This window comes from Acinetobacter sp. ANC_7634 (assembly GCF_056779875.1).
The window spans coordinates 1-16,191 of record NZ_JBWYIT010000007.1; the positions used below are offsets into that span (position 1 = coordinate 1).

Genomic DNA, 16,191 nt, shown 5'->3' on the forward strand with positions numbered 1-16,191 from the left:
CCCAATCGCAATGGACCCAGGTCTACGTTTTGCGATCCGTGAAGGTGGTCGTACAGTTGGTGCTGGTGTTGTTGCTAAAGTAACTGCATAATAGAAGTACAAACGAAAACCGAGAGTTTCGATTCTCGGTTTTGTTATAGGTCAGTAGTTCAATTGGTAGAGCGTCGGTCTCCAAAACCGAATGTTGGGGGTTCGAGTCCCTCCTGGCCTGCCAAATTATTTTTGATAAAAAGCTTGATGCTGGCTAAACTGGTCATATAATAAGTCGCGAATTCAACGACGAGTACAAAAATGTCGAATGATAAATCGCGTGACGCATTAAGCGACGCGCCAATTCCTCAAAGAAACAATTCCGCTGAAGTCGTTAAATCTGGTTCACCAGTTGACGTGATTTTATGGATTATTGCATTGGCATTACTTGCTGGTGCACTTATGGTAAATCAACATCTTCCAGCATATTGGGTTCCCGCAAACAATATTTGGGTGCGTGTTGGGGTAATTTTGGCTTGTATCGTTGTGGCTTTAGGTTTATTATACGCCACCCATCAAGGCAAAGGCTTTGTTCGTTTGTTGAAAGACTCGCGCATTGAACTGCGTCGAGTGATTTGGCCAACAAAGCAAGAAACAGTAACTGCATCATGGCAAGTGTTACTTGTTGTTGTAATCACCGCTATTGGTTTATGGTGTTTTGATTACATTATTAGTTGGTTGATGAAGTTTATTATCGGGTAAAAGAGCTATGAAACGTTGGTACATTATTCATGCCTATTCAGGTTATGAAAAACAAGTGATGCGTTCGCTTAATGATCGAATCCAGCGTAGCGCTGTTGCCGATAGCTTTGGTGAAGTCCTTGTTCCTACCGAAGAAGTGGTGGAAATGAAGGATGGTAAGAAACGTAAGTCAGAGCGTAAATTCTTTCCAGGCTATGTGTTAGTTGAAATGGAAATGAATGACGATACTTGGCACATTGTTAAAGAATGTCCAAAAGTACTCGGATTTATTGGTGGTACGGCAGAAAAGCCTGCTCCAATTACGCAAAAAGAAGCTGACGCGATTCTTGCACGTGTACGCAATACTGGCGAAGCACCTCGTCCTAAGACAATGTTCGAGCCAGGCGAAGAATTATTGGTTACTGATGGTCCATTCACAGACTTTAAAGGTGTGGTGGAAGAAGTTCAGTACGAAAAGTCACGCTTAACGTTGACGATTAATGTATTCAATCGACCAACTCAAGTTGAATTGGAATTTCGCCAAGTCGAAAAAACAATTTAATCTGAATTGGTTGAAAACGCCCGATTTGATTAATCGGGCATTGTTGTTGTAACGGTATCGTTACTTGTAAATATTGGGGAGCCTTAATCGGCGTTTGTACCCAGAGGTAATTGAAATGGCTAAGAAGATTGACGGCTATATCAAGCTGCAAGTTCCAGCTGGTAAAGCGAATCCATCTCCACCAATCGGTCCTGCACTAGGTCAACGTGGTGTAAACATCATGGCATTCTGTAAAGAATTCAATGCTGCTACACAAAAACTTGAAGCTGGTCTTCCGATTCCTGTAGTGATCACTGTGTACAACGACAAGTCGTTCACATTTATCATGAAAACTCCACCTGCTGCTATTCTGCTTAAGAAAGCTGCTGGTATCCAAAAGGGTTCAGCTGTACCTAACAAAACTAAAGTTGGTAAGTTGACTCGTGCTCAATTAGAAGAGATCGCGACTACTAAAGAACCAGATTTAACTGGTGCTGACTTAGACGCGCGTGTACGTACCATTGCTGGTTCTGCACGTTCTATGGGCTTGGAAGTGGAGCTTTAAGACATGGCTAAATTAACTAAACGTCAAAAAGCGATTGCAGCTGCTGTAGAAGCGAACAAAGTTTATACTTTGGAAGAAGCTGTAGCAGTACTTTCTAGCCTTCCAGCTGCTAAATTCAAAGAATCTTTGGATGTAGCTGTAAATCTAGGTGTTGATCCTCGTAAATCTGACCAAGTTGTTCGTGGCGCGACTACACTTCCTGCAGGTACTGGTAAAACTGTACGTGTAGCTGTGTTTGCTCAAGGCGCTGCTGCTGAAGCTGCTAAAGCTGAAGGTGCGGACGTAGTTGGTTTTGATGACCTTGCTGAAAGCATTCAAGCGGGTAACCTTGACTTTGACGTAGTGATTGCTGCTCCAGATGCAATGCGCGTTGTAGGTAAGTTAGGTACAATCCTTGGTCCACGTGGCTTAATGCCAAACCCTAAAGTGGGTACTGTAACTCCTGACGTAGCAACTGCAGTTAAAAATGCAAAAGCTGGTCAAGCACGTTACCGTGTAGACAAAGCGGGTATCATCCATGCTGCGATCGGTCAAGTAGGTTTCACTGCTGAAGCTGTTCGTCAAAACGTTGAAGCTCTTGTAGCTGACCTTAAGAAAGCAAAACCTGCAACTTCTAAAGGTGTTTATATCAAAAAGATCACTTTAAGCTCAACTATGGGTCCTGGTCTTACTATTGATGTAACTAACGTTTCTAACTAAGTTTAACTTAGACAGAATTTTAAAGCCCTGAGTAAGATTTGAAGCGCTGCTTCAAATCTTACGCAAGATACCGGTTTTGGATTTCTTGCGAACTTAGGCAAACTTTGAATTGGTAAATGAGAATTTATCAGCGTCAAAGACCTCAGGCGAGGGGAGTTTTATGCTTCGCTCTTAATATTCCAGCCTGCGTAGACGCGGTGGTGTGATTTAGTTCATCCTCCGCGTGTTGACTCAGTGATGAGTTAACGAACTGGGAGTGTACTTCGCGTGAGTACATAAATCACCGTTAGGAGGTTTTACAATGGCTCTTCTTATCGAAGACAAAAAACAGATCGTAGCTGAAGTTAACGCTGTTGCTTCTACTGCTTTCACTGCTGTTGTTGCTGACTACCAAGGTTTAACTGTTGAGCAATTAACTGCTCTTCGTGTTGAAGCTCGTAAACTAGGTGTTACTACACGTATCGTGCGTAATACTTTAGCTAAACGTGCTCTTCAAGATACTCAGTTCGATATCTTGAACGACAACCTTGTTGGCCCAACAATTTTAGCTTTCTCGACTTCTGAAGACGACATGGGCGCAGCTGCTCGTTTGTTTGAAGAATTTGCTAAAACTAATAAAGCATTTGAACTTAAAGCTGCTGCATTCGATGGCAAGGTTTATCAAGGTGCTGAAGTTAGCGTAATCGCGAACCTTCCGAACCAAGAAAAAGCGCTTACTATGCTTGCAAATGTTCTTCAAGCTCCTATTTCGAAATTGGGTCGCCTTATTACTGCGCTCAAAGAGAAAAACGAGTCAGAAGCTGCTTAAGCTTAATAAATCAATTTCCACACCATTCAATATCCATTTGGAGTTATTCTCATGGCTTTAACTAACGAAGAAATCTTAAACGCAGTTGCTGAAAAAACTGTTCTTGAACTTGTTGAACTTATCTCTGCTTTTGAAGAGAAATTCAATGTATCTGCTGCTGCTGTAGCTGTAGCTGCTGCTCCAGGTGCTGGCGCTGCTGCTGCTGAAGAACAAACTGAATTCAATGTAGAGTTGACTTCTTTCGGTGCTAACAAAGTTGCTGTAATTAAAGCAGTTCGTGAAGCTACTGGTCTTGGTCTTAAAGAAGCTAAAGATTTAGTTGAAGGCGCTCCAGCTCTTCTTAAAGAAGGTGTTTCTAAAGAAGAAGCTGAAGAACTTAAGAAGAAACTTGAAGAAGCTGGTGCTCAAGTTACTGTTAAGTAATTTCGCCATGGGGTCATTATTAATTTGACCCCAAAAATTGGCTGATGGCTCTTGGGTCATCAGCCTTTTTGCGTTACAATTATCGGCTCGATTTTTGTTAACTTGATGTAAAAATCATCAATACTAACTATAATTGAATAAAATCAAACGCTTAACAATATTTTTCCATGTTTAAAAATATTGTTAAGCGTTTTAATACCACTGAACATTGCAGCATTTGAACAAAGTGGTGGTCATATCGACCTGCGTAATTCCTTCTAGACCCGTTCTGCAGGCGGGTTTAGTTTACTTTCCGAGGACTCCAGATGGCATACTCATATACCGAAAAGAAACGGATCCGTAAGAATTTTGGTAAATTGCCCCAAGTGATGGATGCTCCGTACCTGCTCGCGATTCAAGTCGACTCGTACAGAACGTTCCTTCAAGATGGCAAAACACCAAAAAACCGCGAAGATATCGGTCTCCAAGCCGCATTTCGTTCAGTTTTTCCAATTGAAAGTTATTCTGGGAATGCTGCTTTAGAATTCGTTGAGTATAGCCTTGGTAAACCAGAGTTTGATGTTCGCGAATGTATTCTTCGTGGCTCAACTTATGCGGCACCAATGCGCGTAAAAATTCGTTTGATCATTAAGGATCGCGAAACGAAATCAATTAAAGACGTACGTGAACAAGAAGTGTACATGGGTGAAATGCCACTTATGACACAGAATGGTACGTTCGTGATCAATGGTACTGAGCGTGTAATCGTATCTCAATTACATCGTTCACCTGGTGTGTTCTTTGATCATGACAAGGGTAAGACGCATTCAAGTGGTAAGGTGCTTTATTCAGCACGTATCATTCCTTACCGTGGTTCATGGTTAGACTTTGAGTTTGATGCTAAAGATTTAGTATACGTTCGTATTGACCGTCGTCGTAAGTTACTTGCGACTGTGATTCTTCGTGCCTTGAACTATACAAACGAACAAATTCTAGACATGTTCTATGAAAAGGTTCCTGTATATCTAGACATGGGCAGCTATCAAATTGACTTGGTTCCAGAGCGTCTGCGTGGCGAAATGGCACAATTTGATATCACAGACAATGACGGTAAGACAATCGTTGAGCAAGGTAAACGTATTAATGCGCGTCATGTTCGTCAAATGGAAGCTGCAGGCTTAACTAAACTTCCAGTACCTGATGAATATTTATATGAGCGTATTACTGCTGAAGATATTACATTACACAATGGTGATGTGATTGCTGCAAACACGGTTCTTAGCCATGAAGTGATGGTTAAAATCGCTGAAGGTGGCGTTAAGCAATTTAACGTACTTTATACCAACGATATCGATCGCGGTTCATTCGTAGCTGATTCATTACGTGCTGATACGACTTCTGGTCGTGAAGAAGCACTTGTAGAAATTTACAAGGTAATGCGCCCAGGTGAGCCACCAACGAAAGAAGCTGCAGAAAACTTATTCAATAACTTGTTCTTCTCTTCTGAACGTTATGATTTATCACCAGTCGGTCGTATGAAGTTCAACCGTCGTTTAGGTCGTCCTTACGAAGTGGGTACAGATCAGAAGTCACGTGAAGTTGAAGGTATTCTTTCAAACGATGACATCATTGACGTATTAAAAACACTGGTTGAAATCCGTAACGGTAAAGGTGAAGTCGATGATATCGACCACCTAGGTAACCGTCGCGTACGTTCTGTTGGCGAAATGACAGAAAATCAATTCCGTGTTGGTCTAGTTCGTGTTGAACGTGCTGTGAAAGAGCGTTTATCACAAGCAGAGACAGATAACTTGTCTCCACAAGACTTGATCAATGCAAAACCAGTAGCGGCTGCAATCAAAGAATTCTTTGGTTCAAGCCAGTTATCTCAGTTCATGGATCAAAACAACCCATTGTCTGAAATTACACACAAACGTCGTGTATCAGCATTAGGTCCAGGTGGTTTAACACGTGAACGTGCGGGCTTCGAAGTACGTGACGTACATCAAACTCACTACGGTCGTGTTTGTCCAATTGAAACGCCTGAAGGTCCAAACATTGGTTTGATCAACTCATTATCTGTATATGCGAAAGCGAATAGCTTTGGTTTCTTAGAAACTCCATATCGTAAAGTTGTTGATGGCCGTGTAACGGATGAAGTTGAATATTTATCAGCAATTGAAGAAGTAGGTACTGTGATTGCACAGGCCGATTCTCAATTGGATAAAGATGGCAACTTAACAGAAGAGTTCGTATCTGTTCGTCACCAAGGTGACTTCGTACGTATGCCGCCAGAAAAAGTAACGCACATGGACGTATCTGCTCAGCAGGTTGTTTCTGTGGCTGCGTCACTGATTCCATTCCTTGAACACGATGATGCGAACCGTGCATTGATGGGTTCAAACATGCAACGTCAGGCTGTTCCTACGCTGATTGCTGACAAGCCTCTTGTTGGTACAGGTATGGAAGCGAACGTGGCGCATGACTCAGGCGTGTGTGTGATCGCGAAACGTGGTGGACGTATTGAATACGTAGATGCATCTCGTGTCGTTATTCGTGTGAATGAAGATGAAATGGTTGCGGGTGAAGCAGGTGTAGATATCTACAACTTGATCAAGTACACACGTTCGAACCAAAACACATGTATCAACCAAAAAGTGCTTGTGAACCTAGGCGACAAAGTTGGTCGTGGTGATGTACTTGCTGATGGTCCATCAACTGATGGCGGTGAATTGGCACTTGGTCAAAACATGCGTGTCGCGTTCATGACTTGGAACGGTTATAACTACGAAGACTCGATCTTATTATCTGAGCGTGTTCTTCAAGAAGATCGTTTGACGTCTATTCACATTCAAGAACTCTCTTGTGTCGCGCGTGATACTAAACTTGGTTCAGAAGAAATTACTGCTGATATCCCGAACGTAGGTGAGGCTGCACTTTCTAAGCTTGATGAATCAGGTATTGTCTATATCGGTGCTGAAGTAACTGCTGGCGACATCTTAGTTGGTAAAGTAACACCTAAGGGCGAAACGCAGTTGACTCCTGAAGAAAAATTGCTTCGTGCAATCTTTGGTGAAAAAGCAGCTGATGTGAAAGACTCTTCACTTCGTGTTCCATCTGGTACGAAGGGTACAGTTATCGACGTTCAAGTGTTTACTCGTGATGGTATCGAGAAAGACGAACGTGCTCAAGCGATTGAAAAAGCTCAACTTGATGCATACCGTAAAGATTTGAAAGAAGAATACAAAATCTTCGAAGAAGCTGCACGTGAGCGCGTTGTACGTTTGTTGAATGGTCAAGAGTCTAATGGCGGCGGTACAACAAAACGTGGCGATAAGTTAACTGATGAAGTTCTTTCAAATCTAGAACTTGTTGATCTACTTGATATCCAACCAGTAGATGAAGGCATCGCGGAGCGTTTAACTCAAATTCAAGTATTCTTGAAAGAGAAGAGTCTTGAAATTGATGAGAAATTCGCTGAGAAAAAACGCAAGCTTTCTACAGGTGATGAGTTAACAACTGGCGTATTGAAAGTTGTTAAAGTTTACCTAGCAGTAAAACGTCGTATTCAGCCTGGTGATAAGATGGCGGGTCGTCATGGTAACAAAGGTGTTGTATCAAACATCTTGCCAGTTGAAGACATGCCACATGATGCGAATGGTGTTCCAGTAGATATCGTATTGAACCCACTAGGTGTACCTTCACGTATGAACGTGGGTCAGATTCTTGAAACTCACTTGGGTATGGCTGCGAAAGGTCTTGGTGACAAGATCGATCAAATGTTGAAAGAACAACGTACTGTACTTGAACTTCGTGAATTCTTAGACAAGATTTACAACAAAGTTGGTGGCGAGCAAGAAGATCTTGATAGCTTAACTGATGATGAAATCTTGGCACTTTCAGGCAACCTCCGTAAAGGTGTTCCACTTGCAACACCAGTATTTGACGGTGCCGAAGAAGGTCAAATCAAAGAGTTATTAGAACTATCTGGTCTTTCACGTACTGGTCAGACAGTACTGTATGATGGCCGTACTGGTGAACGTTTTGACCGTCCTGTAACTGTAGGTTACATGTACATGTTGAAATTGAACCACTTGGTTGATGACAAGATGCATGCGCGTTCTACAGGTTCTTACTCGCTTGTAACGCAACAGCCGCTTGGTGGTAAAGCACAATTCGGTGGTCAGCGTTTCGGTGAGATGGAGGTCTGGGCACTCGAAGCATATGGCGCAGCTTATACGCTTCAAGAAATGCTGACTGTGAAGTCGGATGACGTTGAGGGTCGTACCCGTATCTATAAGAACATTGTAGATGGTAACCATTATATGGACCCAGGTATGCCTGAATCGTTCAACGTATTGACCAAAGAGATCCGTTCTTTAGGTATCAACATTGAACTGAAAAATGGTGACTAAATCCCCCTCAATCCCCCTTTGATAAGGGGGAGACTAACCCCTCTTTAAAAAAGAGGGGTTAGGGGAGATTACCAATTCAGTTAAAAAACAATATTTGTGACCCAGTTGTGAAGTGAAAATCTCCACAACACACGGAGAAAAAAATTGAAAGACTTGCTCGATATCATGCGCAAAAAGACGGATTCAGACGGTCATGCTCCTGTAGAGTTTGATCGCATCCGTATTGGTCTTGCGTCACCAGAAATGATTAAGTCATGGTCTCATGGTGAAGTTAAAAAGCCAGAGACAATTAACTATCGTACGTTCAAACCTGAACGTGATGGTTTATTCTGTGCCAAAATTTTTGGTCCAGTAAAAGATTACGAATGCTTGTGTGGTAAATACAAGCGTATGAAATACAAAGGCGTCATTTGTGAAAAATGTGGCGTTGAAGTAACAACTGCGAAAGTTCGTCGTGAGCGTATGGGTCACATTGAGCTTGCTTCACCAGTTGCACACATTTGGTTCTTAAAATCACTGCCTAGCCGTATCGGTCTTCTTTTAGACATGACGCTACGTGATATCGAACGTGTATTGTATTTCGAATCTTACGTTGTAACAGATCCTGGTATGACGCCATTTGAGAAATACCAACTTCTGAATGACGAAGAATACTTCACAGCATTAGAAGAGCACGGTGATGAATTCACTGCGAAAATGGGTGCTGAAGCAGTTCAAGATTTGTTGAAAGACATCGATCTTGAAGCTGAGATTTCTCGTTTACGTGAAGAAATTCCAAATACAACTTCTGAAACGAAGCTTAAGAAAGCATCTAAGCGTTTGAAGTTAATGGAAGCGTTCAAAGAGTCGAATAACAAACCAGAATGGATGGTGTTGACTGTACTTCCAGTACTTCCACCAGATCTTCGTCCGCTTGTACCACTTGAAGGTGGTCGTTTCGCGACATCTGATTTGAACGATCTTTATCGTCGTGTGATTAACCGTAACAACCGTTTAAAGCGTCTTCTTGATCTAGCTGCTCCAGATATCATCGTACGTAACGAAAAACGTATGTTACAAGAGTCTGTAGATGCATTGTTAGATAACGGTCGTCGTGGTCGTGCAATTACTGGTTCGAACAAACGTCCTCTTAAATCTTTGGCAGACATGATCAAAGGTAAACAAGGTCGTTTCCGTCAGAACTTACTTGGTAAGCGTGTTGACTATTCTGGTCGTTCGGTAATTACTGTAGGTCCTACTTTACGTCTTCACCAATGTGGTCTTCCTAAGAAAATGGCACTTGAGTTATTCAAGCCGTTTATTTTCGCGAAATTACAAGCGTCTGGCCAAGCAACTACCATTAAAGCTGCGAAGAAAATGGTTGAGCGTGAGACTCCAGAAGTTTGGGACGTTCTTGCATCTGTGATTCGTCAACATCCAGTGATGTTGAACCGTGCGCCAACACTTCACCGTTTAGGTCTTCAAGCATTTGAACCTGTATTGATCGAAGGTAAAGCGATCCGTCTACACCCACTCGTATGTGCTGCGTTCAACGCCGACTTCGATGGTGACCAAATGGCGGTACACGTTCCATTAACACTTGAAGCTCAATTAGAAGCTCGTGCGTTAATGATGTCAACGAACAACATCTTGTCTCCAGCAAACGGTGAACCAATCATCGTTCCATCGCAAGACGTTGTCTTAGGCTTGTATTACATCACGCGTGATGCAATCAATGCCAAAGGTGAAGGCATGGTGTTCGCGGATACTCACGAAGTAAACCGTGCGCTTGCAACAGGTCAAGTTGATTTACATGCTCGCGTTAAAGCTCGTGTACATCAAACTGTGATCAATGAAAATGGTGAGCGTGAGCAACAAACGATTATCGTTGATACAACGCCAGGCCGTTGTTTACTTTGGGAAGTTGTGCCAGAAGGTTTAAGCTTCGAGCAAATCAACGTTGAGATGACCAAAAAGAACATCTCTAAATTGATCAACTCTTGCTACCGTAAGCTTGGTTTGAAAGATACTGTTATTTTTGCTGACCAATTGATGTACCTCGGTTTCCGTCAAGCAACACGTTCAGGCGTGTCTGTTGGTATGGAAGACATGGTGATTCCACCTGCGAAGTATTCAATCATCGAGAAAGCTGAAGTTGAAGTTCGTGAAATTGAGCAACAGTTCGAACAAGGTTTCGTAACTGCCGGTGAACGTTATAACAAAGTTGTCGATATTTGGGCACGTACAAATGACCAAGTAGCGAAAGCGATGATGGATAACTTGTCTTACACGACTGTTAAGAACAAACAGGGCGAAGATGAGAAACAAAAATCATTCAACTCCATCTACATGATGTCTGATTCTGGTGCCCGTGGTAGTGCAGCACAGATTCGTCAGCTTGCAGGTATGCGTGGTTTGATGGCAAAACCGGATGGCTCGATTATTGAGACACCAATTAAAGCGAACTTCCGTGAAGGTTTGACAGTACTTCAGTACTTCATTTCAACACACGGTGCGCGTAAAGGTTTGGCCGATACAGCATTGAAGACAGCGAACTCGGGTTACTTGACACGTCGTCTTGTAGACGTAGCGCAAGACTTAGTGATTACTGAGCCAGATTGCGGTACTTTTGACGGTCTCGTAATGACGCCATTCATTCAAGGTGGTGATGTTATCGAGAACTTAGGTACTCGTGTGCTTGGTCGTGTATTAGCTGAAGATGCGAAGCGACCAGGTTCTGATGAAGTAGTACTGCCACGTAATACACTCATCGATGAGAAACTTGCAAACTACCTAGAAGAGCAAGGTGTCGATGAAGTTAAAGTGCGTTCAGTAGTAAACTGTGCATCTACTTTTGGTGTATGTGCGAAATGTTATGGTCGTGACCTTGCACGTGGTCACTTGGTGAATCCAGGTGAATCAGTGGGTGTAATGGCTGCTCAATCTATTGGTGAGCCAGGTACACAGTTAACGATGCGTACATTCCACGTGGGTGGTGCTGCGAGCCGAACTTCTGCTGCGAACAGTGTTCAAGTACGTAATGCAGGCTTTGTCCGTTTCCATAATGTGAAGACAGTTCAACACGCTAAAGGTCACTTAGTGTCTGTTTCTCGTTCTGGTGAGATTGGTATCACTGATGACATCGGTCGTGAGCGTGAGCGTTATAAACTTCCTTACGGTGCCTCAATCTTGATTAAAGATGGTGGTGCGGTAGAAGCTGGCGGTATTGTAGCGACTTGGGATCCGCATACGCATCCATTGGTAACAGAAGTTGCTGGTAAAGCACGTTTCAGCCAAATCGCTGATGGTGTAACTGCAACCTCGAAAACAGATGATGCAACTGGTATGACGACAGTTGAAATTTTACCTGTAACGTCTCGTCCAGCTTCTGGTAAAGACTTACGTCCAGCGATTGTATTAGATACAGTTGATGGTGGTGAACAGTTCTACTTCTTACCACAAAATACAATTGTGACTGTCCGAGATGGCGAAACAATTGGTGTGGGTGATGTAATTGGTCGTGTACCTCAAGAAACTTCACGTACTCGTGATATTACCGGTGGTCTTCCACGTGTAGCTGACTTGTTTGAAGCACGTAAGCCGAAAGAACATGCGATCCTTGCAGAAGTTTCAGGTGTTGTAAGCTTTGGTAAAGAAACTAAAGGTAAGAATCGTTTGGTGATCACACCGGATGATGGCTCAGAGATTTACGAAGAGTTAATTCCTAAGTGGCGTACGATTAACGTGTTTGAAGGCGAGCATGTTAACCGTGGTGAAACGATTTCTGATGGTCCGCAAAATCCACATGACATCTTACGTTTGAAAGGCGAAGTTGCACTTACGAACTACATCGTGAATGAAGTTCAAGACGTATATCGTCTCCAAGGTGTAAAAATCAACGATAAGCACATTGAAGTCATCGTACGTCAAATGTTGCGTAAAGTTGAGATCATCGATGGTGGTGATACAAGCTTCATCAAAGGCGAGCAAGTGGATTACATCCGTGTTGTCCAAGAAAACCAAGCAGTACTTGCTCAGAACAAGTTCCCTGCGAAGTTTGAACGTCAATTGATGGGTATCACGAAAGCTTCACTTTCTACTGACTCGTTCATTTCTGCTGCATCGTTCCAGGAAACAACACGTGTGTTAACTGAAGCTGCTGTAACAGGTAAAGAAGATGATTTACGCGGTCTAAAAGAAAACGTGGTTGTTGGTCGCTTGATCCCAGCGGGTACAGGTTTGGCTTACCACTTAGAGCGTCGTCGTCAAGAAGCAGAAGCTGCTGAGCACGAATTGGTTAATGACTTCTCTGAAGTTGACCAAGCGTTCTCACAAGCATTAAATGAAGATCAGTTTTAATCTAAACTGAATTAAGAAGGCACCTACGGGTGCCTTTTTTTATTGAGTTTGATAATGTGAATTTGAGGCTAAATATCTATTTTGAAATAAACTCTTTACAAATAGCATCATTTTCGCGTTGTCTTGTAACAGAAATTGAAAATTTTATTCTCTAGATCGCGATATGCTTATATAAATAGACAAAGAGGGACATCAAGATGAAAAAGTTAACAGCTGTCATGGCGATGGCAACCGTATCTACAATGCTACTTGCAGGTTGTGAAAGCATGACGCCGAATCAACAGCGTATTGGTGCAGCTGCTGCAGGTGGCGCACTTGGTGGTGGTGTTGGTAATAATGTTGGTGGTGGTGTTGGTGCAACGCTTGGTGGTGGTGCAGGTGCCGCTATAGGTAGTAAAGCTCAAGGGGGCTCAGATCGTAATGCCACTTATAGTGGTGTAGGCGGTGCAATCGGGTCTGCAGTCGGTAAAAGTATTTTTGGTGGTAACTCTGGCGCTGCAATTGGTGGTGCAATTGGCGGCGGTGCAGGAGCAGCGATAGAGCAAAAGCGATAGAACAAAATAATCGTTAATTTGCTAAAGTGATAAAAAAAAGCGCTCATAGAGCGCTTTTTTTATTAACGGAAACGTGTGGCTTTTGCCTTCTTGCGACGGATATACACAGTTTTGTGAACTTCTGCGATCCGTAAGCCTGATTCATCCATAATATTCACAGTATAGCTACGGTAAACAGGAGCATGATTGCTAGCGAGCTCTTTGATGAGTTGTAATTCACTGGAATCAATGCGGATATCTGCATAAACAGTGCTACGACCAGGAGTTAAAAAATCGATGCTTGCAGCCTTATCCCAAACAATATATTTATCACCTAAGTGATACATGAGTAATGTCATATAGAATGGGTCAACCATAGAATAAAGGCTACCGCCAAAGTGGACACCCACAATATTTTTATTTTTTCGTGTAAGTGGCATTTTTACACGAATATGATGATTTTTTAAGTCGATTTTATCGATAGTAATGCCTGCGCCTTGAAAGGGTGCAAAGCTATTAAACATATACTTGGAGATTAACGGAATTGTCGTTAGCTTTTTCAAAATACTCATTTAGGTCAATTATTTTTATTTCATTAGTTAGCATACTAAAGTACAAAAAATATTCTGGCATTGATCGAAAATCATCGTAGACCAAGAAAACGGTCAATCAATAACAAAAAAGGTTGAGCATATTATGCAATTTGAATCGCATTGGATTAACACCACAGATCAACAAAAACTCTATGCTAAAACATGGGGAGATCGGAATAAGCCGGCATTGGTGCTTGTGCATGGTTATCCAGACAATCAAGAAGTATGGGAACCAATCATTTCGAATTTAATCGAAGATTATTTTGTTGTAACTTATGATGTGCGTGGCGCTGGTCAATCGAGCGTACCGAAAAAGATTCGCGCTTATGCATTAGCTCAACTGTCTTTGGATTTGGAGAGTGTGGTAAATCATCTGTTGCCAAATCGAAACTTTCATGTGGCAGCACACGATTGGGGCTCAATTCAAACATGGGAATCCGTAACAGAATCTAAATTTAAAGGTCGTATTCTTTCATATACCACTATATCTGGACCATGCTTGGACCATGCTGCTTATTGGATGCGTGAACAATTCAAACATCAAAAACCAAAGTTCTTTAAGCAATTGATTAAGTCTTGGTACATCGTACTATTTCAGTTACCCGTAGTTGCACCGACGATGTGGAATTTTCTCAATCCAGATCGCTGGGGCAAAATATTTGAAATTCTTGAAGATACAAAAGGCTTACCTGTAAACCAAAATATCTCTAAGGATGGTGAGTATGGTGTGGCACTGTATCGCGCGAACTTTATTCCACGTCTAACGATGCCTCGTCAACGTCATGCGATTTGTCCCGTTCAAGCGGTGGTCTTAAAACGTGATAAATATGTAAGTCCTGAGTTGATTGATGAAATTCCAAAATGGGCGACAGTTTTTGAACGTGTTGAGGTAGATGCGAATCACTGGGCAGTTTTAAGTCGTGCACAAGAGATCGCATCGTATATTAAACAATTTGCAAAAAAAAATGCGCAAGGCGAATAGAATCTGACGAGTGAAGGTTTCAACCCCTGATGAGCAGATTTATTACAAACAAATTCTGATAAAATAGTTTTTTTGTCTGATTCCTATTTCTTATGTTTGCAATTCTTGCTGCCATTGGGGTCATGTTTGGCCTCTCTTTGGCTCGTGTGCCTGTGGTATTTGCACTGATCATTGGTGCTGTAACAGGAGGCCTATTGGCTGGTCTTGGTTTACAAGGCACTATGGAAGCGTTTAATGGTGGTTTGGGCAAGGGTGCCCAGATTGCTTTAGCTTATGGTGTACTTGGTGCATTTGCCTTAACTTTGGCTCGTTCAGGTTTGCCAGATCTTCTAGCATATAAAATGATTAATTCACTTAAAGGTGAGGCTAATCTTAAAATACAAAATCGTGTCAAATATGCCATCTTTGCAACAGTTGCTATAGCGGCTGTTTGTTCTCAAAACGTAATTCCCGTGCATATTGCTTTTATTCCTGTATTGATTCCACCATTATTGATGGTATTCAACCATTTAAAGCTTGATCGACGATTGGTTGCATGTCTACTCACATTTGGTTTATGTGCAACTTATATGTTGATCCCAGTCGGTTTTGGTGCAATTTTCCTAAATGATATTTTAGGTCAAAACATCAATACTTTTGGTGAACCACTTGGCTTCCAAATTGATTATGATCAAATCCCTTCTGCGATGGCGATTCCTGTGTTTGGGATGTTCGTAGGTTTATTAATCGCAGTGTTTTATAGCTATCGTAAACCACGAGAATATCGTGACATTCATGTCGAAGAACAACCACAAAGCATTTCGGGTGAATTGGGTGTTCAAGAAGGTTCTGCGAGACCGGAGGTTTCTAAATTTACGATTTATATGGCGGGGGGTGCTGTTTTAGCAACGCTTGCAGTGCAATTGTATTCTGATTCGATGATTTTAGCTGGTTTAGTCGGCGTGGCGATCCTAAGCTGTGCAGGTATTTTCAAGTGGAAAGAAGCTGACGATGTCATCATTACTGGTATGCGTATGATGGCACTCGTGGGTTTTATTATGATCGCAGCACAAGGTTTTGCAGCCGTGATCGGCGCTACTGGTCAGGTTCCAACGCTAGTTGAGGCTTCAGTCGCATGGATTGGTGATAGTCAAGGTTGGGCAGCATTCTGGATGTTACTCATCGGATTGTTAATTACACTAGGTATAGGATCATCATTCTCCACAGTGCCAATTCTTGCAATCATTTATGTCCCATTATGTATTCAGTTTGGTTTTAGTCCAGCAGCAACAATTGCGCTCATAGGTACTGCTGCAGCTCTAGGTGATGCAGGCTCTCCAGCTTCAGACTCGACTTTAGGACCAACATCAGGCTTGAATATGGATGGTCAACATGATCATATGAAAGACAGTGTGATTCCGACATTTATTCATTTCAATATTCCATTGATGATTTTTGGTTGGATCGCGGCAATGGTCCTATAACTACATTTAAAAAATGATTGAATAAAAGGCGATTAATATAATCGCCTTTTTTATTTTAAGTCAGATTAAAATAGTAGGATTAAATAAAAAAATTCCGAGTAAAATAATATGATTAATAGGTTATTTAAAATAATTGATGGT

General features: G+C 42.1%; 13 protein-coding genes and 1 tRNA gene. 13 read left to right on the plus strand and 1 reads right to left on the minus strand.

From position 1 onward, the window contains the following. The 11 genes from AC1M9A_RS08470 to AC1M9A_RS08520 all read left to right on the plus strand — a co-directional run. The coding region (locus tag AC1M9A_RS08470) for an EF-Tu C-terminal domain-related protein (RefSeq protein WP_019509660.1) at positions 1-91 on the plus strand (91 nt) is incomplete at its 5' end. 47 nt (positions 92-138) lie between these two features. Next, positions 139-214: transfer RNA gene (locus AC1M9A_RS08475), tRNA-Trp, on the plus strand. Positions 215-291: 77 nt separating this feature from the next. Beyond that, the gene (gene secE, locus AC1M9A_RS08480; RefSeq protein ID WP_035265936.1) at positions 292-732 is read left to right on the plus strand and encodes a preprotein translocase subunit SecE; all 441 of its coding nucleotides are present in this window, start codon (positions 292-294) and stop codon (positions 730-732) included. Between the two features lie 7 nt (positions 733-739). After that, positions 740-1,273, plus strand: a complete 534-nt coding sequence (gene nusG / locus AC1M9A_RS08485) for a transcription termination/antitermination protein NusG (RefSeq protein ID WP_035265938.1) — start codon at positions 740-742, stop codon at positions 1,271-1,273. A 115-nt stretch (positions 1,274-1,388) separates the two neighbouring features. Beyond that, entirely contained in the window at positions 1,389-1,817 is a 429-nt protein-coding gene (gene rplK, locus AC1M9A_RS08490) for a 50S ribosomal protein L11 (protein ID WP_004813566.1), read from the plus strand. A gap of 3 nt (positions 1,818-1,820) precedes the next feature. Further along, positions 1,821-2,516, plus strand: a complete 696-nt coding sequence (gene rplA / locus AC1M9A_RS08495) for a 50S ribosomal protein L1 (protein WP_035265940.1) — start codon at positions 1,821-1,823, stop codon at positions 2,514-2,516. A gap of 301 nt (positions 2,517-2,817) precedes the next feature. Continuing rightward, positions 2,818-3,324: a 50S ribosomal protein L10 gene (gene rplJ / locus AC1M9A_RS08500; protein WP_035265941.1), complete on the plus strand. Its 507-nt coding sequence runs from the start codon at positions 2,818-2,820 to the stop codon at positions 3,322-3,324. A gap of 51 nt (positions 3,325-3,375) precedes the next feature. After that, positions 3,376-3,747 carry a 50S ribosomal protein L7/L12 gene (rplL, locus tag AC1M9A_RS08505; protein WP_035265942.1) on the plus strand — a complete coding sequence of 124 codons (372 nt, stop codon included), beginning with the start codon at positions 3,376-3,378 and terminating at the stop codon, positions 3,745-3,747. A 305-nt stretch (positions 3,748-4,052) separates the two neighbouring features. Continuing rightward, complete coding sequence (rpoB, locus tag AC1M9A_RS08510) at positions 4,053-8,141, plus strand: DNA-directed RNA polymerase subunit beta (protein ID WP_481590119.1); 4,089 nt, start codon at positions 4,053-4,055, stop codon at positions 8,139-8,141. 144 nt (positions 8,142-8,285) lie between these two features. Beyond that, positions 8,286-12,479 carry a DNA-directed RNA polymerase subunit beta' gene (rpoC, locus tag AC1M9A_RS08515; protein ID WP_035265945.1) on the plus strand — a complete coding sequence of 1,398 codons (4,194 nt, stop codon included), beginning with the start codon at positions 8,286-8,288 and terminating at the stop codon, positions 12,477-12,479. Positions 12,480-12,676: 197 nt separating this feature from the next. Continuing rightward, entirely contained in the window at positions 12,677-13,033 is a 357-nt protein-coding gene (locus tag AC1M9A_RS08520; RefSeq protein ID WP_481592362.1) for a DNA transfer protein p32, read from the plus strand. A gap of 62 nt (positions 13,034-13,095) precedes the next feature. Here AC1M9A_RS08520 and AC1M9A_RS08525 read toward each other — a convergent pair whose 3' ends face one another. Beyond that, entirely contained in the window at positions 13,096-13,584 is a 489-nt protein-coding gene (locus AC1M9A_RS08525) for a DUF4442 domain-containing protein (protein ID WP_481610024.1), read from the minus strand. 124 nt (positions 13,585-13,708) lie between these two features. On the opposite strand from AC1M9A_RS08525, the gene AC1M9A_RS08530 reads away from it, so the two are divergent. Together AC1M9A_RS08530 and AC1M9A_RS08535 are read left to right on the plus strand one after the other, a co-directional pair. Further along, positions 13,709-14,587, plus strand: coding sequence for an alpha/beta fold hydrolase (locus tag AC1M9A_RS08530; protein WP_481610025.1), 879 nt, complete (start codon positions 13,709-13,711; stop codon positions 14,585-14,587). Between the two features lie 92 nt (positions 14,588-14,679). Continuing rightward, positions 14,680-16,050, plus strand: coding sequence for a Na+/H+ antiporter family protein (locus AC1M9A_RS08535; RefSeq protein ID WP_481610026.1), 1,371 nt, complete (start codon positions 14,680-14,682; stop codon positions 16,048-16,050). Positions 16,051-16,191 lie beyond the last annotated feature (141 nt).

Bases quoted from the DNA above. Each gene is read 5' to 3' on its own strand.
- rplL (WP_035265942.1), top strand. From the start codon at position 3,376: ATGGCTTTAACTAACGAAGAAATCTTAAACGCAGTTGCTGAAAAAACT.
- nusG (WP_035265938.1), top strand. From the start codon at position 740: ATGAAACGTTGGTACATTATTCATGCCTATTCAGGTTATGAAAAACAA.
- AC1M9A_RS08530 (WP_481610025.1), top strand. From the start codon at position 13,709: ATGCAATTTGAATCGCATTGGATTAACACCACAGATCAACAAAAACTC.
- secE (WP_035265936.1), top strand. From the start codon at position 292: ATGTCGAATGATAAATCGCGTGACGCATTAAGCGACGCGCCAATTCCT.
- rplK (WP_004813566.1), top strand. From the start codon at position 1,389: ATGGCTAAGAAGATTGACGGCTATATCAAGCTGCAAGTTCCAGCTGGT.
- rpoB (WP_481590119.1), top strand. From the start codon at position 4,053: ATGGCATACTCATATACCGAAAAGAAACGGATCCGTAAGAATTTTGGT.
- rplA (WP_035265940.1), top strand. From the start codon at position 1,821: ATGGCTAAATTAACTAAACGTCAAAAAGCGATTGCAGCTGCTGTAGAA.
- AC1M9A_RS08520 (WP_481592362.1), top strand. From the start codon at position 12,677: ATGAAAAAGTTAACAGCTGTCATGGCGATGGCAACCGTATCTACAATG.
- AC1M9A_RS08535 (WP_481610026.1), top strand. From the start codon at position 14,680: ATGTTTGCAATTCTTGCTGCCATTGGGGTCATGTTTGGCCTCTCTTTG.
- AC1M9A_RS08525 (WP_481610024.1), bottom strand. From the start codon at position 13,584: ATGAGTATTTTGAAAAAGCTAACGACAATTCCGTTAATCTCCAAGTAT.
- rplJ (WP_035265941.1), top strand. From the start codon at position 2,818: ATGGCTCTTCTTATCGAAGACAAAAAACAGATCGTAGCTGAAGTTAAC.